This window comes from Marinovum sp. (assembly GCF_048263515.1).
In the GTDB taxonomy this organism is placed as follows: domain Bacteria; phylum Pseudomonadota; class Alphaproteobacteria; order Rhodobacterales; family Rhodobacteraceae; genus Marinovum.
Genome location: NZ_JBLXEC010000019.1, coordinates 1 through 22,464 on the forward strand (window position 1 = coordinate 1; position 22,464 = coordinate 22,464).

Consider the following 22,464-nt stretch of genomic DNA (forward strand, 5'->3'; position numbering starts at 1 on the left):
CTCGGGTGGTCAGTTCGAGAACCACTCCAAGGTGACGGACGCAGATGTCGGCGATCTCGCCCTTCCTGAAGAAACCGTGGCTCACGATGAAACGCGCGCGCTGCCGCTCCGGCGCGGTAAACAGCTCGATGGTAGCGTTCACATGGGCCAGATCGTGCTTGGCACTGGCGATCTGCGCTTCGTAGGCCTTGATCTGGCCCAGAATCTCGGCCCGCTTCTCGGTCAGGGTGTGGATGATCAATGGCTGCGTCATGCACCCATTCCAACCGAGAACCCTGCGCGCAGCCAGATGGGATTTTGGTGCATTTGCTACCTAAGACCGAGCTCTTGAACGAGGAAATATTCGACACCCTGGACGATGCACGGCGCAAGCTGGCCTTGTGGCGCTACGACTACAACACGGTCAGGCCACACTCGTCGCTCGGCAACCAGACACCGCAGCAAGCGCGCCGAGCGCTCGAGCAATTTGAGGGCTCCGCGCCCGGCGCGTTTGCACCAGACGGGGAACCGGAATACCCAAATCCAACCTGCGACTCTCGTTATGAATGAGGAACCAGCGGGGAGCAGGTCACACTCATTTCGCCAACCGAGCAATGTTGGCACGGCGGGTGTTCGGCGAAGAAGAAACCTGAAGAATCGCGCAGAATGCGGCGAGATGGCGAAAAAGATAAGCTAAGTCAGCGCCTTGCTCTATTGACTACGTTCTCTGGTGGATAAGCGGGAAGCGTTTTTTTAGATTAGAACAGAACGATTCAGACTCACCTTTCTTCATTCTGGCGGACGGCCATGTCCTGACCATCAGAACTGGAGATACACCATGACCAAGACCCTCACCGCCCACCCCGTTTTCGACATCAGCGCCTCAGCTGCCGGAGTCTGCCTGCAGCGTCTTGAGGCGATCTGTCCGCTTGACGCGTTTGACACCATCATCGATCCCGCCGCAGGGGGGCACGCTGTCGACCAGCCTGCGCAATCGCGCGCGCCAGACCTTGCACAGGCTGACCCGGCGCAGTCTGACCAAAGAGGCTTCTTCCCCGCTGGGCCTTTCTGTATCGCCTCTCGTCCCGAATTGCCCTTCTATCGGCCTTCATGGCGATGTCGCTTGTTCGGCGTCCCGGTGCAGCCGTTGCGGCACCGCGGGGTTCGGCGCCAGCCCTCGCAATCCGCGCGCGGCTGATGGACAAGGCCGGCGGGTTTTGCCAAGTTCCTTCCATGCATATTCCACGCCATGCCCTGCGGGCTTTGTTTGCCCTGATACTGTTGAGCGCGCCGGTTCGGGCCGGCGACCTCTATTTGACCGGGCAGGACATGGTCCCGGTGCAATCCGGAGTCTGGGCCGCCACCGGGCTTGAGCTGCCGGAGCCGGACGCCGCCCTCCCCCTCCTGGGCGCCCGCAACACCCGGGACGGGGTGCGGCTTCTGCGACTCTACAACGCCCAACGGGAGGTCAACGGCTTTGCCGATATTGTCTATGACAATCGGGACCGCGGCCATTCGAGGCTGGACCCGGAGCTCTATCCACGGCTCACGCATCTCAAGTACGGCACCGATCTTGCCGCAAATGGTCTCGATTTCGGCCTCGCGGGCCGTATTTTCCTGCCGGCCGTGGTGCTGGGGAACTCCTCTGCCGCCATGGAGCGCGGCGCGGCCCCGCGCAGCCTGCCTCGCCTGGCGATGACCAGCCCCTTCTGGCGCGCGGTCAGCCCCTTGCTCTATGCCAACAATCACATCTACGTCTATCCGGAGCACCGCGATCATGATGCCACGGACCGTTTCCCGGTCAATTGGCCCTACATGATTGCAAGCCAGGGGTCTTCGGGCTCGGACCAGCCATTCCTGCATGCGCTCGCGCTGACCCTCGCGGCCCTGCCGCGTGAGACTTTTACCTTCCTGCGCGAAAACGGCTTGGTGGCACCGACCCTGCAGATGATCCTGCGCCGCAACCTGGCGCCGGTCTCGACCCGTGAGGATTACCTGACCGGGCGCGCGCACCCCGTGGTCTTTGGAGCCGGGCAATTGCGCGCCGGCCAGATGGTCGCGCAGGCCGCCGACCTGCGTCCCGACGATGTCCCGCCAATGGTACGTTTGCGGGTCGTCGAAGAGGATTTCTCGGGCTCCGCGGGGCTGGCCGGGCTGGATGAACGCCTGCTCGACACGCCTGCCGCGATCGGGCGCTTGTGGCGCAGCTTCGCCTGGGAACGCAGCCTGCTGGTGTCTGCCGAAGACACGATCGCGCCCAATGATCGGTCGCTGAGGTTCGAGTGGCGCCTGCTACGCGGCGATCCGGAGCGCGTCCGGATCGAGCCGCAGGGGCCCGGAGGCCGCAGCGCCAGGATCCACATCGCCTGGCACGACCCCTGGACCGAGAGCGCGCCCGGCAGGAAAGCTCCGACAGAGCGCCTGATGTCACGTGTGGATATCGGGGTTTTCGCAAACAATGGCGTCCATGACAGCGCACCCTCCTTCATCTCTGTCGACTTCCCCGAACATCAGATCCGCCAGTACGCCACCTGGACGGGCGGCGAGAAACGGCTGCTGTCGATCGACTATGATGCCGAGGGGCGCGGCGCGTATTTCGACCCGCTGCTTTACTGGTCGGCCGCTTGGACGGATACGGCGCACTATCACAAGAGCGGTGTGATATCGGGGTGGGACCGGCAGGACACGGAAGGCGACGGCACAAAGTTCGTTGCCTATGAGGCGGATGCGGCGGCGACACTCTATGACATCGACACCACCAACGCGCGGATCCCGACCCTTCGTCACGTCGGACAGTGAAGGCCGGGTTCTGCAACGGGCCCTTCGCCTACCGGCCCCAGCAGAGCGCGGGTTCATTGCCGGGCCAGAGATCATCCGGCAGGAGCGTGATCGCCCATGTGGCAACGAACTGGCTGAATTCGTTCAGATCGAGGTTGAGCCTGTCATAGGGCTCCTCTGGGTTCGAGATCACCCGCACCACCGAAACCCGGCCGATCCCGTGCTGCAGCGCCACCGAGGCGCGGGCCATATGTTGCCGCGAGGTGATGAGGGTGACGGCATCCACATCCGGCTGGGTTTCCAGCCAGCAGGCGGCCTCGCGGGCGTTCTCGAGCGTCGTATGCGCATCCGGCGCGAGGATGATCTGCCCGGTGGCGAGCCAGTCGGTCTGGTATGAGCTCAGCTCGAACTGGTTGCGGAAGCGGGGGATGTTCAGCCCGGCATCGCCGTTCACCCCGGTGATGAACAGCCGCTCCACCTCCTCGGAGGCCAAGAGATCGAGGCCGGTCCGGATGCGATCGAAATCGCCGGTGAAGACGATCGCGGTGGGCGGCAGGGCCCCGTTGCCCTGCGGCGGAGCCGAACGGGTCATGAAATCGAACAGAAGAAAAGCCAGAAGCACGGCCGCACTCCCTATCAGCGCCAGCACACGGGACACGAAAGTGACAATGTGAGAGATAATTCGCAATAGCTACGACCCGCTTGAGACGGTCTTGTCAGGTTTCCTCGAAATACGCTGCCCGCTGCGCCCGTTCCGCACTGTCAGGCCCTGCCAGCGAATGGACCATCGCAGATTGCCGCCGGGGTTTCCAGTGCCCCGCAGCGTCGCCTTTTCGCAATCCGCGCGGCGCCGCGCCGCTCAGTCCTTGCGCGGGCGGAGATCGATCAGCAACGCGCCGATCCAGCCGCCCAGGAATCCGCCCAGGTGGGTTTCCCAGGCAAGCTGACCGCCCATGGCCCACCACATCACGAGGTTCAGCCCGATCAGCAGCCCGACCACCCGGGCCACGTCGCCCAAGCCTTCCCGATCGGTCTCGCGGTCCACGTAGTGCCAGGCCAGAAGTGCGCCCAGCAGGCCGAACAGCGATCCCGAGGCGCCCACCATCGGGCGCAGGCCGGGGGCGAGCAGAGCAAAAGCCGCAGCCCCGCACAGGCTCGTCCCGATGAAGAGCAGCGCGAATCGGCTCTGGCCGACCCGTGCGGCAACCGCGCGGCCCAGCGACCAAAGGCTGATCATGTTCACCAAGAGGTGAACCCACCCGCTGTGCAGGACGGCATAGGAAAAAAACATCACAAAAGGTTGCGCAGCATAGTTCGGCTTCCAGTTGTCCAGCAATCCTGGCCAGAAGGCGCCATAGTGATAGGCCAGCTGTCGCAAGCGCCCGGCGCCGAAGAGGCCGAGATCGCTCAGGATCAGCCCGGCTTCGATCACGCAGCAGACAGTGATCAGGCCGTAAAGAAACAGATTTTTCGGCCTCAGCATGGCTTCCTGCGTCTGTCGGGGGGCCGGACACCGAGGCGCCGCGCGGTCCGGCCCGTCAGGAAGCCTTGTCATGGCAATCGGCAGAAGCTGCAACCCTAAGGTTCCTCTCTGCCGCGTTTCCGGCCAAACCGCGTCTTGGGGCGCGCTGCCGCCCCGGGCCCGACCCTCCGGTTTTATTGACAGAATAGGGGTCGAGGCCATATAGATATAACAATGTATTTGTAGAATCGCCCCGATGGGTAGTCTCGTTGGCGCAACAGTTGTGAGGAAAATTATCATGAATATAAAGGCAACTTTAGCTTTTGCTGCGCTGACTGCTTTTTTGGCTCCGGCAGCGATGGCGGTACCGATAATTGTGGATGACTTCTCTGCGGCCGGTACGCGGATTGCAGATTTGCAAGGCAATCCCGCGTTCGTTGACGTGGCCGACGCCGGAATTCTGGGCGGAAACCGGTTCATGTGGGTGTCTACTGATGGCACCCAGGATTTGGGAACGGGTATCTCCGCCAACGGAGACGGGCAGGTCAACTTCAACAACGATACCGGCGCGACCGGCCAGGCCGTGTTGATCTATGATGGCGGGCCAGCGGGCCGCGTGAATCAGATGTTCAATTTCGCCGACAGCCCCACCAATCAGATCGGGGTCAACACCGGTGGTTTGGGAGGCGTGAACCTCGTGAAGGGGTCCGTCGGGACCACTAGCTTCAAGTTTGACATCCTGAGCTTCGATGCGGGAGGGATTGTTCAATTCTGGGCCTATGCTTGGGATACCTTCGGAAACTTGGCAACCTACGACGAAGAGTTGGCAAATCCCGGTCCGCAGATTTCCATCGATAACAAACTCGGCCTGAGCCAGTTTACTACCCCCGTCGGTTTTGACTGGACGTCGATCGGCGCGCTTGCGTTCTCGGTTGAATCGAAAACGCCTGAGTTTGACGGGGCGCTTGGTACGATTTCGGTCATCCCGCTGCCCGCCTCGGCCTTCCTGCTGCTCGGCGGTCTGGGCGGCTTGTTCGGTGTTTCCGCGGCTTCCCGTCGCCGGCGCCGCAAGGCCTGAGCCGGCGCTCCGAGCGCAGAACCTGCGGGTTCGCAGCTGAACAGATCAACATCCGCGATGAGCAAAGCTCGTCGCGGATGTTTCGCGTTTGAGGGAGAAGGCAGCCTGCACGACGGCCGGGGTCGGCTTGCCTCCTGCGCCCCATCCCCCGTCGCCCTCGAGATCGATCAACCGGCGATTCTGGCCGATGAATCGAAAAAATCATCAAAACACGCCCCCGACATCGCCCTCTTGCGCGAGTTCTTGCCGGACCCTAGGAGGGTGTCTTGTTCGATTCCCGATGCGACGCTATTGAGGAATCAAGTTGGGGTAACAACCAAGACAGGCAAAGATAATGGGGCAGCTCATCAAGTCCACACAACATGCTGTGTATTCCGGTTCCTTGCGGGCAGGGTTAGCGCTCCCGCATCTTGGCCCGGAGCTTCGACGTCACGCCCGCTGAACGTGTGAGACGTCGGGTCTCTCTGTTTCTGGTTTAGATCAAGTTTTCTGTTTTCCGCCCAATTGTCGCCCAACTTTTCGTGAAGGTTGGAATAACGACTTTATAACGGGCAAAAAAAACGGTCCCAAGACCCTCTAAGGGGCACGGGCATATGGAGAGCATGATGAACGGACTGAACCCTACGCGTGCGCGCCTCCTGGAAACCTTCGGGCTGGATCTGGAACTCGCCCACGGCTACGGATGCACGCTGCACGATACCGCCGGACGCGAGTACCTGGACTTCCTGTCACAGTACGGTGCACTGCCTTTTGGCCACAATCCCTCGCAAATCTGGAATGCGCTGCACGATCAGCAGAGCCTGATGCGCCCCGCGATGGTCCAGCCATTGCGCGCTCTCGAGGCAGAGCGACTGGCCGACAGGCTGGCCAGCCTCGCCCCGCATGACCTGAGCGTGGTCTCGCTGGCGAACTCCGGCGCCGAGGCGGTTGAATCCTCGATCAAGCTCGCCCGGGCCCGCAGCGGTCGCGACCTCATCCTCTCGACCCACAACGGGTTTCACGGAAAGACAATGGGCGCTTTGTCGGCGACTGGCAAGCCCATGTATCAAAAAGATTTTGGCGGCCCCGCTCGCGACTTCGATTATATCGCCTTCGGTGATCTCGAGGCGCTGGAAGCCAGGCTCGCTGCAGACCATGAGAGCATCGCGGCCTTTATCGTCGAGCCGATCCAGGGCGAAGGCGGTGTGATCTGTCCTGCTGACGAGGGGTATCTCGACGGGATCATCGCGCTTTGCCGCAAATATGGCGTGTTGAGCATCATCGATGAGATCCAGACCGGGTTGGGCCGCACCGGCCGGCTTTTCGCCTGTGAGGAATGCGCGGTGGCGCCGGACATGCTGCTGCTCGGCAAGGCGCTGGGAGGCGGCATGATGCCGATCTCGGCGGTTGTCGTGCGCAGCGAGGTCTGGGACGACCGCTTCGGGTTCCTGCACAGCTCGACCTTTGCAAACAACAACCTTGCCTGCGCCGTTGCCAACGCCACGCTCGACATGCTGCTGCAGGATGATCGTGCCATGGTGAAGAAGGTGGCGCGCAACGGGCAGTATTTCCAGGAGCAGCTGGAAGCGCTTCAGCAGCGTTTCCCCGAGGTGGTGAGCGGCGTGCGCGGTCAGGGCTTTATGCGCGGGCTGGAATTCCGCAAACCTTACGAGCGGGCCGATTCCGCCTCCATGGCCTTCTGCGGGCTGAACGGCGGCTTCATCGGGCTCCTGAGCTCCTATCTTCTCAATGTTCAAGGGGTTCTGACCGCGCCGGTGTTCAACGACGCCACGGTGATGCGCCTGCAGCCGCCGCTGATCGCGGGACAGGCAGAAATCGACCGCTGCATCACGGCCCTGGAGGCCGTCTGCGCGGTGCTGGACCGCGGCGATTACCATGCGCTCATGCAGCACCTGGTTTCGCCGAAGCGGCGCAGGCAACTCGCCGAAACACCACCCGCCATGCCCCAGCAGGGGCCGGCGCGGGGCGTCGGTGATGCGGCGCCGGGGCGCTTCTGTTTCCTGATCCATTACACGCAGGAAGAGGATCTCCTGCGCTCCGATCCTTCCTTCGCCAATTTCACCGCCGAGGAACGCGCCACCTGGATGGAGTGGGTCAAACGTGTGGGGCCGGGCTTTGCATGGCCGGTGGCGGGAGGCGCCTCGCGCACCGGGGCCAAGGCCGAAGGCATGATCATGTCGGTGCCGCTGCTGCCCACGGACATGATGGGCAAGGGCCGCAAGCAAGCCCGGACCATGATCCAGGCCTCTGCCGGTATGGCCGCCGAATTCGGCGCCAGCCGTCTCGGGCTCGGAGCCTTCACCTCGATCGCCACCAATGGCGGTGCGGCTGTTGCCGGTCGCGGGGTTCCGGTCACCAGCGGCAATACTCTGACCACTGTGTCCGGCGTGACCGCGCTGGAGCGCGCCGCCCGGCGTGTGGGGATCGATCCCGCAGGGGCACATGTGGTTGTTGTCGGGGCCACCGGCGCGATCGGGCGGTTGGCCAGTCTGATGCTTGCCCGCAAGGCCGGCAAGCTGACCCTTGTGGGCAATGCCGGAAACCGGCAGGCGCAGCAGTTCCTTGACCGGGTCACTGATGAGGTGGTCTGCACGCTGTCCAACGAGCAGCCCACACCGAGAGTTGGCGCATTGAGCGCCTGCGTGCGGGGCCTGCTTCCCCCGCAAGGACCGGACATGATCAAAGGGGCTACCCAGGAGTTCGCCCGCGCTTGCGTCGAAAGCGGCCGCTCGGTTCCTCTCACTGGAACCACCGACCTGGCCGGCGCGCTCGAGACCGCAGATCTGGTGCTGGTGGCGACCAGTGCCGAGGTGACCTTCCTGGACCCGACACAGCTGCGCCCGGGAACGGTCGTCTGCGATGTGGCGCGGCCGCCGAATGTGGCGCAGGCGGATCTCTCTGAAAACGGTGTGCTGGTCTTTGACGGCGGCCTGGTGCGCCCCCCCTTCGAGGTCAACCTCGGGCCGTTCCAGAACCTCCCGGACGATCTGTGCTGGGGTTGTCTCGGCGAGACGATGCTCCTGGCGCTCGAGGGCGAGACCGACGATTACAGCCTCGGCCGTGATCTGAGCCTGGAGGGTGCCGATCGCATCTCCGAAATGGCCCGCCGCCATGGTTTCGAACCGGCAGAGCCGCAATGGTACGGCGAGATGCTGACCGATGCCGATTTCCAGCGCGTGGCTGAAGCGCTGATGCAACGTCAGGCAACCGCTGAATTCCCCGAGGCGAAGGCTATCTGGGCGGCGGAATAATCGCTGGCGTTCGGAACATGCTCTCCCCGCTCGAGGCGTGAACGCCTCCTGCGGGGCGTGTCATGTCTAGGAGACAGGACCCGCGGGCCCCCCGATGGTATGCCGACAGCGGGACGCACGGCGCCCTTTCCCCTTGCGAACGTCACTGCACCACCGATCCTCGCTGAGCGCGCAGACGGAACGACTTGACGCTCCGGCCTGGCTAGACACCCGTCACCTGAAACCACGCCAGCTCTGCCTGGGGTCATGAGCCGCCACAGAGGCGCTTTCTGGACCTTGCCCCAAGGTCATTTACGCAGTCTCGAGGGCTCGCTTGTCGTGTCGATAGGCGTTCAGGACCACGCCGAGCACATTCGTATGCTCCGCCACTTCACGCTGACAGGTCTCGAACTGGTTGTAGGTGGTGGTGTCGGCCCGGATGATGATCAGGGCGCAGTCGGCATTCTTGAGAAAGGCCCGCGTGTCATCGTTCACCAGCACCGAGGGCAAGTCGAACACCATCAGATCAGGCTCATAGGCCGCTTGGATCGCATTCAACTTCTCGGCGGTTTCCTCGGCCAGAAGAATCCGCGTCGGATCGGCCTCCGCCTGTTCGGCCATGGACACGACGACATTGTCCCCATAGCGCACCGCCTGCTCCTCGAAGGAGACCTGCCCGGACAGCATCGCATCAATGCCGTGAGGCGGCTTGGTTTCGAAGAAATCACACAGGGAGGGATCGCGCAGATCGAGGTCGAACAGGATCGACCGCAGGTCGCGCTGGCGGCCGAGGCCGAGGGCTAGGTTGCATGCCAGGGTGGTCTTGCCGGATCGCGGCATGGGAGAGGTGATCGCCAGCCGCTTCCAGCCGTTCTGGCGCATCTGCAACAGCGCCTTGGTGCGCAGAATGTCAAATGGGGTGGCGGCTTTGCGGGCCGACTTTGTCACGATGCGGTGCCGCGTGAGGTATTTGTCATGCACCTCGAAGGGCGCTATCGCGTTCCAGCGGGCCGCGAGTTCAGGAGAGACCCTTTGCCGGGGTTTTGAGGCCTCAGGTGCGGCGGGCTCGGGTTCTCGGGTGACGATCTGGGCGTTTCGGATCGAACGCGCCTTGTCGAGTGCGGCTTGCAGTTTTTCCATTCGGTTTTCGATGTCCTCAATCTGCTTCAGCCAAGCCCGAGCTTGCCCATGCCTTTTTGCACAATCACTTCCAAGGGAAGGTAGTTGGTGTCCACATACCACAGCGCTGCGGGCACGCCGACCAGCACGGCAAGGGTCGCAGCAACCCGGGCACTGCGGCGAACGATCTTTCTCGAACGGCTTTCCATGTAGGGAATCGTGGCGATCGGCATGACCTGAAACCGCTCAGAAAGCTCGGCCGGCCGGCGGATCGACCGGTTCAGGACTTCCAGCAGGACAAAATACGCCACAGCCACGCCGAGGCCGCCGACAATGCTTATAGCGGCGATCAGAACGCGATCGGGCCCGCTTGGGATCTGCGGCACGCTGGCGTTCTCGATCACATTGATCCTCTGGCCCTGGGCCGTGGCTTCGATCCGCTCTCCCATGCGGGCCGAATTCAGATTGGAAACCGCCGAGTTGTAGCGGGTCTGGACGATCTGGTAGTCCCGCTCCAGCTCGGCGAGTTTCAAGTCATTGGGCGCGCTGGCGGCAATGTTCTTGGAAAGCTCTTCCAGTTCGGATGTAGTGGCGTCGATCTGCGCCTGAAGCGCGGTGATTGCGCTGTCGGCCTCGACCTGCGCCGCTTCCAAGGCCGCCAGTCTCCGACTGTCGTCTTCGCTTCCCGCCGGAACGGTGCCGGAATTGCCCGCGGCGACGATGGCCTCCAGACGGTCCATCCGATCCTTCAACCGGATGACCCGCGGATTGCTTTCGCTGTAGGTCTGCCTCAGCCTGTCCAACTCCGCTCGGCCGGCGAGCAGCTGGTCTTCGTAGGCGCTGCGTGCCGCAACCGCCGGTCGGCTTGGCGCTTCACCTTCATTCTCCAGGGCCTCGCGGCGCTGTTTTGCGACAAGAAGGTCCCTCCTGAGACTGTCGAGGCGTTCCTGCAGGATGTTCTGACGTCCCAGCCGGTACCCCTGGTCTTGCGGCAGAGCCCTGGCATTTTCGGATTTGAAACGGGAGATCTCGACGCTTCTCCGGGTCAGCTCATCATCCAGGCGGGCGACCTCCTGTTCGAAGAACTCCAGGGTCTTTTCAGCGCGCCCGACTCGGAACCGCGAGTTTTCCTGCAACACCAGGGTGACGAGTTCATTGACGACATTCGCGACAATCTGCGGCGAGCGGCCCTCGAAGCTGATGATCAACAGCGTGGCGCCACCGCTGTTCCGCCCGCCGCCGCCCTGACGTCTGATGGACGTGGCGGACCTCATCGCGGTGAAGACCCTGTCGGGCTCCATCTCGCGGATGTCCTTGAAGACATTGAAGCGGTGGGCGATGTCGATCAGATTGGCACGGGTCAGCAGGCGCTGCTGGATGATGTCGAGCTGCTCCGCCGCGCCGGTCTGGACTGTCGAGCTGACCATATCGGTGGGGATCTGCGGCGCTTCGAACAGGAGCCGGGCAGAGGTCGCGTAGGTTTCGGGCAGTTTGAACGCGGCGGCGAGACCGAGACCGGAAATGAGCAGAACAAACAACGTCATCACCGGAAGCCGGCGCAGGAACAACGTCCAGTAAAAGCCGAGATCGAAATTCATTCCGCAGCCTTTCCGACGCTCCTGAGCCGATTGGTCAGCAGGAGAGGCTCGTCAAAGGGCTTCAGGATCAGCCCGTCATCGACCAGCTCCCGGATCGTGGCCACGTCTACACTTTTCTCCTCGCCACTCGATGCGTAGACAAGTGCGAGATCGCACAGCTTGTTGATCACCCGCGGGATGCCCTGTGCCTCGTCATGGATGTGGCCGACCGCCTCGATGGTGAATTCCTGACCGGTGCCGCCGGCATGCTGCAGTCGATGCGTGATGTAGCGGTGCGTCGTATCGAGATCCATCGGCTCCAGATGATAGGCTGCCGTCACCCGCTGGGCAAACTGGCGCATTTCGGGCTGGCGGATCAGGTCGCGCAATTCGGGTTGGCCGACCAGAATGATCTGCAACAACTCGTCCTTGCCGGAATTGATGTTGGTGAGCATGCGCAGCTCTTCCAGCGTGTCGGCCCCCAAGTTCTGAGCTTCGTCCACGATCAGCGCGACATGCCGGCTTTCGGCATATTCGGACAGGACGAATTCCTGGAAGCGCTGGAAAAGTGTCACATAATCCAGCCCCTCGGGGGCGGCCAGGTCGAACGCTCCGAGAAGCCAGCGTAGCAGATCGCCGCGGTCACCCCGGGCGTTCGAGATCAGCCCGATGGTCACGTCATCCGTGATCGAGCGCAGCAGCTCTTGAATAAGCGTGGTCTTGCCTGTGCCCACCTCTCCCGAGATCACCGTCAGCGGCGCCCGGGTCACCAGCCCATATTCCAGTACCGCGCGCGCGCGGGTATGCGCCTTGGACCAGAACAGGAAATCAGGATCGGGCGACAGCGAAAATGGTCGCTCCCGAAATCCGAAATGGGCGTTGTAAAGGGCAGTACACATGCTCTGCTCATGACTCGAAAAAAAGATTGTCAAATCTCGACTGTCTCGACTCTACATCTATCCAAATGTTATTGAAAGCGAGCTGTGTACGAATGTCGGAAACAGTCTGATTATATGGGATATCAACCCCTTACCCGCGAGCGCCCCCCGCCGGAGGGCCGGCTTCGCCGCAGTTCTCATCCTGCAGGGAGCGGGTCCGCCACGTCGGAGGGCGTGCCTCCGCGCCACCGTACGTCAGGGCCCCGGCTGCGGTATCGGCCCGCAGGAGTTTGCCCGGCCGCGCCCCGGACGTGACCGGGCGCGGCCAGTTACATGGATACCGGAGGCCATGGTCACACTGAGCCGCACGCCCTCGGAAAAGCCCCGGCCCTGCGGATCACCCGGTCTGCCGCTGCCGCCCCGGGCCAGGGCGGAAACTCTCACAGTCAGGTCGAGATCGGAGGGTCCCGTAGCCAGCCCGGCGACAGCAAAGCCAGATTTCGACCGGCGCATTCTGGACATCGGATCGTGAAGGACTCATCGTGACTGCGCGGAACCCGGTCAAACCGACCGAAACGGATCAAGGACGTCGTCAATGTGGCCCTATTGGATACTTTTCCTGATACCCGCTGTGGCCGCCGCGTGTTCGCAACCCGTGCAAAACCTCCGCGCCGACGGAACACGCCCCGCGAAGATCGACGGGCCCTGGGCCCTGGTCCTGATCCTTCTCGCCCTGATGATCGGACTTCGGGATCGCGTCGGCGGAGACTGGTTCGCCTATGTCAGGCACCTGTTTCACGCCGAAACGATGACCTATGCAGAGGCAATCTTTCGTCCTGATCCCGCCTATAACATCCTGAACATCATCAGTCTTGACCTGGGACTGGGCATTCTGGGCGTGAACCTGTTCTGCGGATTTGTGTTCGCTTTCGGATTGGTGCTCTATGCAAGATCGATGCCGCGGCCGTGGTTGGCGCTCGCGGTTTCCATCCCCTATATGACCATTGTCGTCTCGATGGGGTATTCGCGTCAGGGGGTCGCCCTCGGGTTTGCCTTGATTGGCCTTATTGCGCTTGGGCGGCAGCGTTTCCTCTGGTTTGCGTTTTGGGTTTTCCTTGCGGCCACCTTCCATCGCTCTGCCGTCGTGCTCATCAGCATTCCCCTGCTCACGATAAACTTCCGAAACTACAAGAATATCCCCCTTCTCTTGATCGTGGTGGCCCTGATGTATGTCGCATTGATCGAGGGCAAAACGGATCAGTTCGTCGCACAATATATCGAAGCCGAGATGCATTCGGACGGGGCATTCATTCGATTGCTGATGAATGTGGTGCCGGCCACGCTTCTGGTGCTGTTCAGGAAACGATTTTCCGTTTCACCGGGACAACGAAGAATCTACATGACCATGGCATTTCTGGCCATCGTCTCTTTTTCCCTGCTTGTGGGAGGTGTGCTCCCGTCTACAGCGCTTGATCGAATTGCGCTCTATCTCATTCCGTTGCAGGTATTCGTATTCTCGAATCTGCCAGATTGTTTCGGTCGCTATAAAAGCCAGAAGCAAGCCGTCGTTCTATCGATATTATTCTTCTATACTCTGGTTTTGTTTGTCTGGTTGAATTACGCGAATTTCTCGCATTGGTGGCAACCGTATCGCATGTTTCCTCCGCTGGATATCGAAGAAGCCTATTACATGAGGCGATAGGCTGAAGCCGCGCCCTCTGCCCTCGGCAGGGACGTCCCCGCCCCCGTATCGATCAGATGATCGCCAGGTTGCCGTTCGCGACCGCCGCCGCGTAGACCACCGCGTTGGCCACGGCATGGGCGAGGATGGCATCGGTGATCCGGTTCCTGTGCCGGGCGAGTGCCGAGAAGACCAGACCGGCCACGAAAGCCTCCGCCCAGCGATCATGCAGTGCTGCGAAGAGACTGGCCGTGACCAGAGCGGCAAAACCCGTCCAAAGCCACCCGCGGCCGATCCGTAGGCGGCTTTCCAGGTAATCGCGGAAAAACAGCTCCTCCACCATTGGCACCAGAAGAACAGTCCCGACACCGCGTATCACGAACCACAGCACAAGCAGCGGCCCGGCAAGCGCGCCGTAGGGGGGGCTCGTGAGGCCGGGGACCGGAATGAGAATCCAAAGCAGCCCCACCGCGCCCCCGGCCATCACCGGCAGAAGCGTGATCCGCCAGACGAGAGACCGGTAAAGCGGCCAGAACAGCGTCAGCACCGCTCCGACCAGCAGCATCCGAAGCGGGTAGAGCACGCCCGGCGTCTGCGAGAAGGTCGAGGCAAAGACCGCACTCAGCATGAAGACCGCGAAGGGCAGGATGCTGCCGACGGCCGGGTCCTGCCAGAACGGGGGCAGACCGGGCCTTGATCCGGCCACGTGAGCCTCGGCTCCGGTGCGTTTCAGCTGCGGCACGGTTTCGGCCAGGGCCACGATGATCAGCGCCACCAGTGTGAAAGCCAGCCATCCGGCGTGCGAATGAAACCCGCCTGTCGCGAGTTCCGGATGCCCCTCGATGCCGATCGCGACCAGGACGGCAATCCGCAGCACGTTGAAGGCGGCAGAGGCGGCCAGCCCCAACGGATAGAGGATCAGGGCCAGCGGAAATCGCAATTGCTGACGAAAGAGCACGAGGTACAGCGTGACGAACAGCGTCACCAGGGCCGTGCCCTCGATCCCGGAACAGGGCTGATTGACCTGAACAAAGAAGTCCTCCGCGCCGATGACCCTGTCGTCAGGCCATGCCTCGACGGCATAGCCCGCCGCCGCGAGCAGCCCTGCCACGGCCTCGAAGGTCCGGTCCGCCAGCCAGTCCAGCGTCCAGAGATCCTGACTGCGCAATGCCAGGACCGGCATCGCCGCACCGGCCGCCAGGCAGCTCCCCAAGGCCAGCCCATGCCTGCTGAGGAACACGCGCCAGCTGTGCCACGGGGCGAGGATCCAGAGCGCGCCCCACAATATCAGCCCCACGGCCAGGACCCAGGTGCCGAGGCTTGCAATCATCCAGGTCGTGCCGGTGCCTTCGCGCAGCACCAGAACCGGAAACAGCGCCAGCGTTATGCCCGCGATGTGCAGCAGAAGCGGCTTGCGGCGCGTGTCCTTGGCTTCGGCAAGCTGCCTGAGCGCGCTAGGGACCAACATGACAAAGAGCGCCATCGCTCCCAGCGCCCCGTAGACGGAAACCAGAAAGGCGTCGGCACCTTCGCAGATGGCAAGCGGCCAGTTGTACAGACAATCGAAGGGGATGGCGTGTTTGAACACCGCCCCGAGGGCGCCGAATTCGGCCACCAGCAGCAACGTGACTCCGAGGATGCGAGCGCGGGGCAATGGCGCTGTGGAGGGGGGGGCTGCAATATGGGACACGTCGGGTCTCGGAAGCCTTTCGGATAGGGGATGCCCGGATGGCGCGCACAGCTGGACAGGCCTGCATCCGGAGATGCGGGCCTGTCCGGGTTTCACGCGGTGCCGTTACGTGGCGCGCCGGCGGCGTTCCCAGGCGAGCAACACGATGGCGAGCACCGCCGCGATCGCCGCGGTGCCTTCCAATGCGCTGATCTCCGGTACCGGAGCCGGCGGCTTGCCCTGCGCCAGCACCGAGGTCGCTCCGGCAAAAGACAATGCAATGGTACTCAGTAATGTCTTCATCAATTCCCTCCGATTTCTAAGGATAGATGCCGATCTCATCTGATCATCGGATGTAGTCCGGCGCAGTATTGCGGGTTGCCCCGCAAAGCCTTAACGACCCCGTGTGGGGCCGCTGTCATCATGATACACCTCAGCATAGGCAGTCCAGTTCATCAAACCCGAGGCCAACAATGAACGGTTGTCTGTGACCAAGCGCTTCGGTGTCGCTGTCCGGCGTGATCACCAGCGTAACAATTTCGCCGGGCCCGGCTTCGAAGCCTTCGTTGGCCGGGTTCACGGCCAGATCGTAGATTTCCTGCGCGTCGGCCTGGTCGCCCGCCCCGTTCGAGACAAAGATGATCCCATCCGTCAATCCCCAGATCGCGCCCTGAATTTCACCGTCCGTGTATCCTTGGCTGGCGAAGTCCTGATTGAGAATCCAGCTGATCAGGTCGAGGTTGTCGATCGCCGCCTCTCCGTTCAGCCCGGTGCCCGGCAAGGCGCCGGCCGGGACATTTCCTTCGCAGAAGATGTCTCCTGCCAGCAAGGGCGCGTCATCGATATTCGTACCGCCCAGCCCTGCAAGCAGGTCTTCGTAGGCCGAGATGCAATAGGCTTCGGCAATCACGAGACCGTCGAACCGTGCGTCACCACTGCCGCTGATCTTCAGCGTGAAAGCCTCTTCCGAGAGCGGCGCGGGGTTGTTTTCGTCAATGACCTGGAAGCTGAGGCTGTCAGGAAGGCTCTCGCAGATGTCCAGAAGCGTTTCCGCGGCCCCGCAGAAGGTGACATTGATGTCGGCACTGGCGAACCCGCCCTGATCGTCTTCGACCTTCACCTCGAAGGCCTTGGTCGCCTCTTCGCCGATATCCAGCGCAACATAGGCCGTCTCACCGTTGAAGATGAACTCACCGGCGGCGGTCAGCGTGACCTCCACGCCATCAATGAAGATCTTCGGCCCGCCGGGGATGATCGCCTCTCCGTTGACCATGGTGATGGTGAGCGGATCGCCATCCGGATCGCTGTAATTGTCGGAAAAATCGACCGTGATGTCCTCGTTGGCGCAGCCCTTGCCGGCGTCCGGGGTCACCTCGGGGTTATTGTTGGCCTCCTCAGCGCCGGCGTCATTGTCGGGCGTGTCCTGGCCGGCCGCCACCGAGATGCCGAGGATCTCGGACTGCACGGTATCGCCGATCGCATCGCTGTCGTTGCTGTCGTCGCCATTGCCGTCCGGATCGTTCGGCGCCACCAGCTGCTTGCCGGCGAGAACCCCGCCGGGATCGGTGAAGCGCACCCCATAGGTGCCTGCCGCCAGACCGGTGAAGCTGTAGGTGCCCTGCGGGCCGGTGGCGGTGGTCACCGGGCTGCCGCCGTCGAGCACGGGGTTGCCGGCGGCATCAAGCAGCGTGACCAGCACGCCCGCGATGCCGGGATCGGTGGCCTGGCCGTCGTCGACGTCGTTGTCGTTGGTGTCGCAGAAGTAGCGCCCCGAGAGCGAGCCTAGCTCAGGCACGTCCTCGACACAGATTTCAAGCGGTTTCTCGGTGAAGCACGAGGCATCCGATTTCGCGGTGGCCCGTACCACCACGTCATAGACATTGTCGCCGCCCGCGTCCTGCGGATTCTCGAAATCTGGGGCGTTGATGAAGCTCAGCTCTCCGGTATCGGGGTCGATGGTGAAGAAGGCCGCATCGGCCCCACCTACGATCGAATAGACGATGTCACCTTCCCCGAGGACTTCCTCGGTCATTTCGGTGCCGCCCACCTCGTAGATCGTCTCGCTGTCCTTGCCCTCCAGCGATGCGCCCTGCAGGGACACGGACCCGTATTCATCGCCGATAATCAGCGGCGAGGAGCAGGACGTGTGGAAATTGATCGTCTGCAGCAGCGAGCCGTTTTCGGAACTGAAGATATGCACGAAGGTTTCCGACCCGAAATCCTGGTTGAAGGCGTCTTCGCTCGCGACGAAGCTTTCCCCCTGCTGGACGTCATCCGAGAAGAACAGCTTGTCCGTCTTGGAGGGGTCACCGTCACGCGACACCAAGATGAAATACGTGCCGTCGCCGTCGTCAGTCCCCATCAGCGCGCCGACCTCGACCTTGTCCTCCACCTTGCCGGTGGTGTCGGAGGTCACCAGACCACCGCTCAGGTCGCCAAGCTTGAGCAGGTAGGCGCCCGGTTTTTCGGTATCCTCGCCGAAGGTATTGTTTTCCTTTTCCGTCAGCGCGCAGATGTCCACGCCGAGGTCCGGGTTCGGAGCCTCCTTCGGACAGACGACCGTCAGGTCGAGGTTCAGGACGGGCTTGGTGTTCTCGTCGATGCAGACGTCGTCAAGGTCATCCTCGACACAGACCTCGAGCGGCTTGTCCTCGAAGCTGCCGTCGTCCCGGGTGGCCCGGACCACCACCTCGTAAGTGTTGTCGCCGCCCGCGTCCTGCGGGTTCTCGTAATCGGGGGCGTCCTTGAAGCTGACCTCGCCGGTCGCGGGGTCGACCTCGAACAGGTTGGCATCCGCGCCGCCCACGATGGAATAGGTGACGCCGTCATCGCCGGGGCCGTCATTGCCGCCATAGCTGTCGAGCGTGCCGCCCGCGTCGAAACCGAAGCCCGAAATCACCACGGACCCAACGCTTTCACCGATGATGATCGGCGCCGAACAGGAGGTGTGCAACCCGATGGTCTGCAAGGGGCCGCTGCCGCCGTTGAAGGCGGCTTCGTCCTCGTAGACCGCCATGTAGGTATTGCTTTCCAGCGTGTCGCCCACGCCGGGTCCGAAGGTAATGGCATCCCCCTTGGTGACGGCGCCCTGAAAATAGAGCTCCCCGCTGTCATCCTTGGCGCGGATCACGATATAGGCAGTGTCGTCGTCGTCATTGCTGCCCTGAAGCTTGGCCTTGTCGCCCTGGCTGTTCTGGCCCGATGCGTCCGGGTTATAAATGATGGTCAGTTCCGACGGCTTGTTGTAGCCGTTGTCATCGCGGATGTCGCAGGCATTCAGCCCGACATCGGTCGGCGTCCCGCTACCGCAGTCGAGATCGATGACGGCGGTGGTGTTCTCGGTCACCTTGAGGCAGTCATACTTCACATAGGAGCTGGTCATGGTGTCATTTCTCTCTGCAAGCCGGTTTCAGGCCGGGCAAAATCATTAAAAAAAACTGGCGTTCAGAATTCTGTCCGGTCCGGACGAAGGCGCACCGCCCCTCCGCGAAGGCGCGCCTTTGATGCCATTCCGGCCCTGTCGGACCCGGACTCGACGGCCGCTCTGTCGAGTGCCGGAGGCTTCTTCGCATTATGCAAATTCATTCACTGTCCTCCCCGAACGGCGCAGCATGCCGCGGCAAAGAAAACACCAAGGCACGTTTCCTAAACCGGTGTGCCGGTCATGCGGTCAGGGAAGATGGAGAGTCCACAGGCTGGCAGGCCCGCAGCAATTCAAATAAAATACTATACATCAGTTGCGCTCGACCTTTAAGGCCCAAGCAGAATTTCCCCGTTCCACATTGACTTGCGGCGATCAAACTCAATTTCAGTAAGAAAAATTCCTCTTACCACGCCGATTGTCTCGCAACGCAGGCTGCTGCGTCAAGGATTTATTAAGACATTGGTTTCTGCCACTGCATATAGACTCAGGTCCAAACAACCAAAACGTGTTCCATTCCAATTGGTTTCGGACGTCACGTTTGGAGTTGGCCTGAGTGCCGCCTGTCTTGAGTGGTTGGATCGATTATGGAACTTCGCCGCCCTGTCCCCTGGATGTCCATTTGTCCGACCTGCCGCCTCTGCCAGGCGTCCCCGACGGCCATGCCCCTACGGTTGTGCAGTCTTTTGCCGGGAGCGCAGGGCAGCGCGGGACCGTTTTGTGGCAACACCCCAGCGAATTCCTGAGAGCCCCCTAGAAAGCCGGGATGGGCGGGGTCCCTCACGCCCTCGGCGATGCCTGTGCGTGCCGGGAACGCCACAGGCACCGGCATGACCGGCAGGGGCGACAGACATCAAGCCCTGAACGCCTGCGCCTTTCCGAGATCACCAGATTTTGAAACAGTCCGTCTCGGAACCGAGACTTGCCGTGGGACCTGTATTCGGCGACAAATAGATGGCTCTTCGCTGGCCCGGGTTCTTTTGCCCCGGGTCCGTTTGAGGGGCTTGCAATGTAGAGGTATTATTCGTGCGCATACTGAACCACCTCGTGCCCGCCATGTGTTTGATGATCAGTGCCGTTCTGCTGTCTGCCTGCGACTCGGCCGAGGAACGCGCGGAGAAACATTTCCAGAGCGCCATCGCCCTGATTGCACAGGGGGATACCGACCGCGCCATGGTGGAGTTGCGCAACGCCTTCAACTTGGACGGCCGTCACATGGACGCGCGCCGCACCATGGCCGAACTGCAGCTGGACCGGGGCAACCGGACGGGCGCGTATCGCCAGTATCTGCGCTTGGCCGAAGCCTATCCGGAGGATCTCGACAGCCGCATCATGCTCAGCGAACTGGCCTTTTCCGCCGGCAATTGGGAAGAGTTCGACCGTCATGCCACCCAGGCCGAGGAGCTGGCGCCGGAGCATCCGCGCGTCGAGGTCATCTCCCTGATCCGCGCTTACCGCAGCGCCATCGATGAGAATGACGCCCCGACGCGCCGCAGATTGGCGAGCAGGGCTGCAGAGTTGCTTGTTGACCTGCCCGAGAATATCCTGCTGCGCAATACGCTCATAGATGACGCGCTTCGCGAGCAGGAGCTCACCCGGGCCCTGACGCATATTGACTGGCTGATCGGCTTCGAGCCGATGAACAGCCGGCATTACCAGGAACGCCTGCGCGTCCTGGCCATGTCCGGTGACATGGCGGCCGTCGAGCAGCAGCTGATCGACCTGATGGAGATTTTCCCCGAAGATCTCGTGCATGGCGCAACGCTGGTCCGGTTCTACCTGTCGCGGGACAATCTGGACGCCGCGGAAGCCGTGCTGCGCGACCTCTCTGCCGCCTCCGACGAGCCCGGGCTGACAATCGATCTGATCCGGTTCCTCGCGACCTTCCGCGGCCCCGAGGCGGTCCGCGCCGAGATCGAGAGGGCTGCTGCCGAACACGCCGATCCGGTGCCTTTCCGGATCATCGAGGCCAGCTACGAATTCTCCCTCGGAAACCGGGATGAGGCGATCGCGACACTTCAGGACGTGACGGCAAGTTCCGAACCCTCGGAGGAGGTCCGTGACGCCAAGGTCACCCTGGCCCAGATGCTGCTGACCACGGGCAATGAGGTCGGAGCCCGCGCCCATATCGAAGAGATCCTGACCGAGGAGGGGACCCACCCCGAGGCGCTCAAGATGCAGGCCGCTTGGCAGATCGAGGCCGACGACACCGACGCCGCGATCGGCGGGCTGCGCACGGCACTCGATCAGAACCCGCAGGACGCCGAGACGATGACCCTGATCGCGACGGCCTACGGGCGCGCCGGTCAGCCCGAGCTTGCCAAGGATTTCCTGGCGCAGGCCGTGGAAGCCTCGGGCAACGCCCCGGCCGAGACGCTGCGCTATGCCCGCGTGCTGATCGAAGAGGAGCGCTATCTCCCGGCAGAGGACATCCTGCTGACCGCGCTGCGGCTCACGCCCGACCATGCGGATATCCTGATCACCCTGGGCCAGCTCTACCTGCGGATGGAGGATTTCGGCCGGGTGCAGAGCGTCGTCGGCACCCTGCGCCGGATCGGCGGCGAGGCGGCGGTGCAGGCCGCCAACGGCATCGAGGCCGAGCGGCTCAGCCGGCAACAGGGGCTCGACAAGGCCATGGCCTTCCTCGAAGAGCTCGCCAATGATGCCGACGCGACGCTGGCCACGAAGATCACCCTGGTGAACACCCGGCTCGGCATCGACGACAGGGCCGGCGCGCTCCTGCTTGCCCAGGAGCTGAAGCAGGAAAACCCCGACAGCGAAGCGCTGGACGTGGTCCTGGCCGTCGCCGAGATCGCGAATGGCAATCTGGAGGCGGGCACGGAAATCTATCGCGATCTCCTGGCCGTCAATCCCGTCCGTCCGAGGATTTGGCTCGAGCTGTCCACGCTGCAATTGCGGCAGGGCGATCTCGACGCCGCCGAGACCATCGTCGACGAAGGCCTGGAACACAGCCCGGAGGATGCCGGTCTGCTCTGGGCCAAGGCCTCCTACCGGCAGATGGACGACGATATCGAGGGCGCCCTCGCCATCTACGAGACGCTCTATGCGAAGAACTCGAACTCGATCATCCTGGCCAACAACATCGCAAGCCTGCTCTCGACATATCGTGACGACGCGGCCAGCCTGGAGCGGGCCTGGATCATCGCCCGGCGGCTGCGCGACGCCACTCTGCCGCCGTTCAAGGACACCTTTGGCTGGATCCTGCACCGCCGCGGGGAGAGCGACGAAGCCCTGCCCTACCTCGAAGAGGCCGCGCAAGGAATGCCGGATGACGCCCTCGTCCAGTACCATCTGGGCCAGGTCTATATCGCCCTCGAGCGTCCGCAGGATGCGCTGGAACAAATGCGCAAGGCCGTGACCGTGGCCGGCCCCACCGACACCCGGCCCCAGATCGAAGAGGCGCGCGCTCTGGTGCAGAGTCTGCAGAACGTCGGCACGGCGGAGAACTGACGCTGCCTGGAGGCGCCAGCCTTCGGCCCGGCCGCGGATGGCAGCGCTGGCTTTCGACAGCGTCGATGGCGCCTGCCGCCGGCGGCCTGTCTGCACGACAGCACGTGCAGACAGGAAAGCC

At 62.6% G+C, this 22,464-nt stretch carries 14 protein-coding genes and 2 pseudogenes; 7 read left to right on the top strand and 9 right to left on the bottom strand.

Annotated features, from left to right (window positions below; translation table 11 throughout):
* A pseudogene (locus tag ACN0SE_RS15890) lies at positions 1-253 on the bottom strand (hypothetical protein); the annotation flags it as partial.
* A gap of 62 nt (positions 254-315) precedes the next feature.
* On the opposite strand from ACN0SE_RS15890, the pseudogene ACN0SE_RS15895 reads away from it, so the two are divergent.
* From ACN0SE_RS15895 to ACN0SE_RS15905, 3 genes and pseudogenes are all read left to right on the top strand, one after another.
* A pseudogene (locus tag ACN0SE_RS15895) lies at positions 316-549 on the top strand (integrase core domain-containing protein); the annotation flags it as partial.
* Positions 550-817: 268 nt separating this feature from the next.
* Entirely contained in the window at positions 818-1,177 is a 360-nt protein-coding gene (locus ACN0SE_RS15900) for a hypothetical protein (RefSeq protein WP_417525518.1), read from the top strand.
* Between the two features lie 35 nt (positions 1,178-1,212).
* Positions 1,213-2,778 (top strand): hypothetical protein, encoded by a 1,566-nt coding sequence (locus ACN0SE_RS15905; protein WP_417525519.1) that lies wholly within the window; start codon positions 1,213-1,215, stop codon positions 2,776-2,778.
* Positions 2,779-2,806: 28 nt separating this feature from the next.
* Here ACN0SE_RS15905 and ACN0SE_RS15910 read toward each other — a convergent pair whose 3' ends face one another.
* Positions 2,807-3,379: an ElyC/SanA/YdcF family protein gene (locus ACN0SE_RS15910; protein ID WP_417525520.1), complete on the bottom strand. Its 573-nt coding sequence runs from the start codon at positions 3,377-3,379 to the stop codon at positions 2,807-2,809.
* A 237-nt stretch (positions 3,380-3,616) separates the two neighbouring features.
* Positions 3,617-4,240 (bottom strand): rhomboid family intramembrane serine protease, encoded by a 624-nt coding sequence (locus ACN0SE_RS15915; protein WP_417525521.1) that lies wholly within the window; start codon positions 4,238-4,240, stop codon positions 3,617-3,619.
* A gap of 277 nt (positions 4,241-4,517) precedes the next feature.
* Here ACN0SE_RS15915 and ACN0SE_RS15920 point away from each other — a divergent pair, with 277 nt between their 5' ends.
* Together ACN0SE_RS15920 and ACN0SE_RS15925 are read left to right on the top strand one after the other, a co-directional pair.
* On the top strand, positions 4,518-5,297 hold the full coding sequence (locus ACN0SE_RS15920) for a hypothetical protein (protein WP_417525522.1): 780 nt from the start codon (positions 4,518-4,520) through the stop codon (positions 5,295-5,297).
* Between the two features lie 605 nt (positions 5,298-5,902).
* Positions 5,903-8,548 (top strand): aminotransferase class III-fold pyridoxal phosphate-dependent enzyme, encoded by a 2,646-nt coding sequence (locus tag ACN0SE_RS15925; RefSeq protein ID WP_417525523.1) that lies wholly within the window; start codon positions 5,903-5,905, stop codon positions 8,546-8,548.
* Positions 8,549-8,839: 291 nt separating this feature from the next.
* Here the strand turns inward: ACN0SE_RS15925 and ACN0SE_RS15930 are convergent, their stop codons facing one another.
* From ACN0SE_RS15930 to ACN0SE_RS15940, 3 genes are read right to left on the bottom strand one after another with little or no spacing between them, the layout of a single operon-like run.
* Positions 8,840-9,667, bottom strand: a complete 828-nt coding sequence (locus ACN0SE_RS15930) for a tyrosine-protein kinase family protein (RefSeq protein ID WP_417525524.1) — start codon at positions 9,665-9,667, stop codon at positions 8,840-8,842.
* 26 nt (positions 9,668-9,693) lie between these two features.
* The gene (locus ACN0SE_RS15935; RefSeq protein WP_417525525.1) at positions 9,694-11,244 is read right to left on the bottom strand and encodes a GumC family protein; all 1,551 of its coding nucleotides are present in this window, start codon (positions 11,242-11,244) and stop codon (positions 9,694-9,696) included.
* Positions 11,241-12,122, bottom strand: coding sequence for an ExeA family protein (locus ACN0SE_RS15940; RefSeq protein ID WP_417525526.1), 882 nt, complete (start codon positions 12,120-12,122; stop codon positions 11,241-11,243). Before ACN0SE_RS15940 ends, ACN0SE_RS15935 begins: the two co-directional genes overlap by 4 nt.
* 574 nt (positions 12,123-12,696) lie before the next feature.
* On the opposite strand from ACN0SE_RS15940, the gene ACN0SE_RS15945 reads away from it, so the two are divergent.
* Positions 12,697-13,803, top strand: a complete 1,107-nt coding sequence (locus ACN0SE_RS15945; protein ID WP_417525527.1) for an EpsG family protein — start codon at positions 12,697-12,699, stop codon at positions 13,801-13,803.
* 52 nt (positions 13,804-13,855) lie between these two features.
* Here ACN0SE_RS15945 and xrtE read toward each other — a convergent pair whose 3' ends face one another.
* The 3 genes from xrtE to ACN0SE_RS15960 all read right to left on the bottom strand — a co-directional run bounded on the left by xrtE (position 13,856) and on the right by ACN0SE_RS15960 (position 18,833).
* Positions 13,856-15,397 (bottom strand): exosortase E/protease, VPEID-CTERM system, encoded by a 1,542-nt coding sequence (xrtE, locus tag ACN0SE_RS15950; protein WP_417525572.1) that lies wholly within the window; start codon positions 15,395-15,397, stop codon positions 13,856-13,858.
* A gap of 180 nt (positions 15,398-15,577) precedes the next feature.
* Complete coding sequence (locus ACN0SE_RS15955) at positions 15,578-15,754, bottom strand: VPEID-CTERM sorting domain-containing protein (protein WP_417525528.1); 177 nt, start codon at positions 15,752-15,754, stop codon at positions 15,578-15,580.
* A 130-nt stretch (positions 15,755-15,884) separates the two neighbouring features.
* Entirely contained in the window at positions 15,885-18,833 is a 2,949-nt protein-coding gene (locus ACN0SE_RS15960; RefSeq protein ID WP_417525529.1) for an SdrD B-like domain-containing protein, read from the bottom strand.
* Positions 18,834-19,928: 1,095 nt separating this feature from the next.
* On the opposite strand from ACN0SE_RS15960, the gene ACN0SE_RS15965 reads away from it, so the two are divergent.
* A complete protein-coding gene (locus ACN0SE_RS15965; RefSeq protein ID WP_417525530.1) occupies positions 19,929-22,343 on the top strand; it encodes a tetratricopeptide repeat protein in 2,415 nt (804 codons plus the stop codon).
* Positions 22,344-22,464 lie beyond the last annotated feature (121 nt).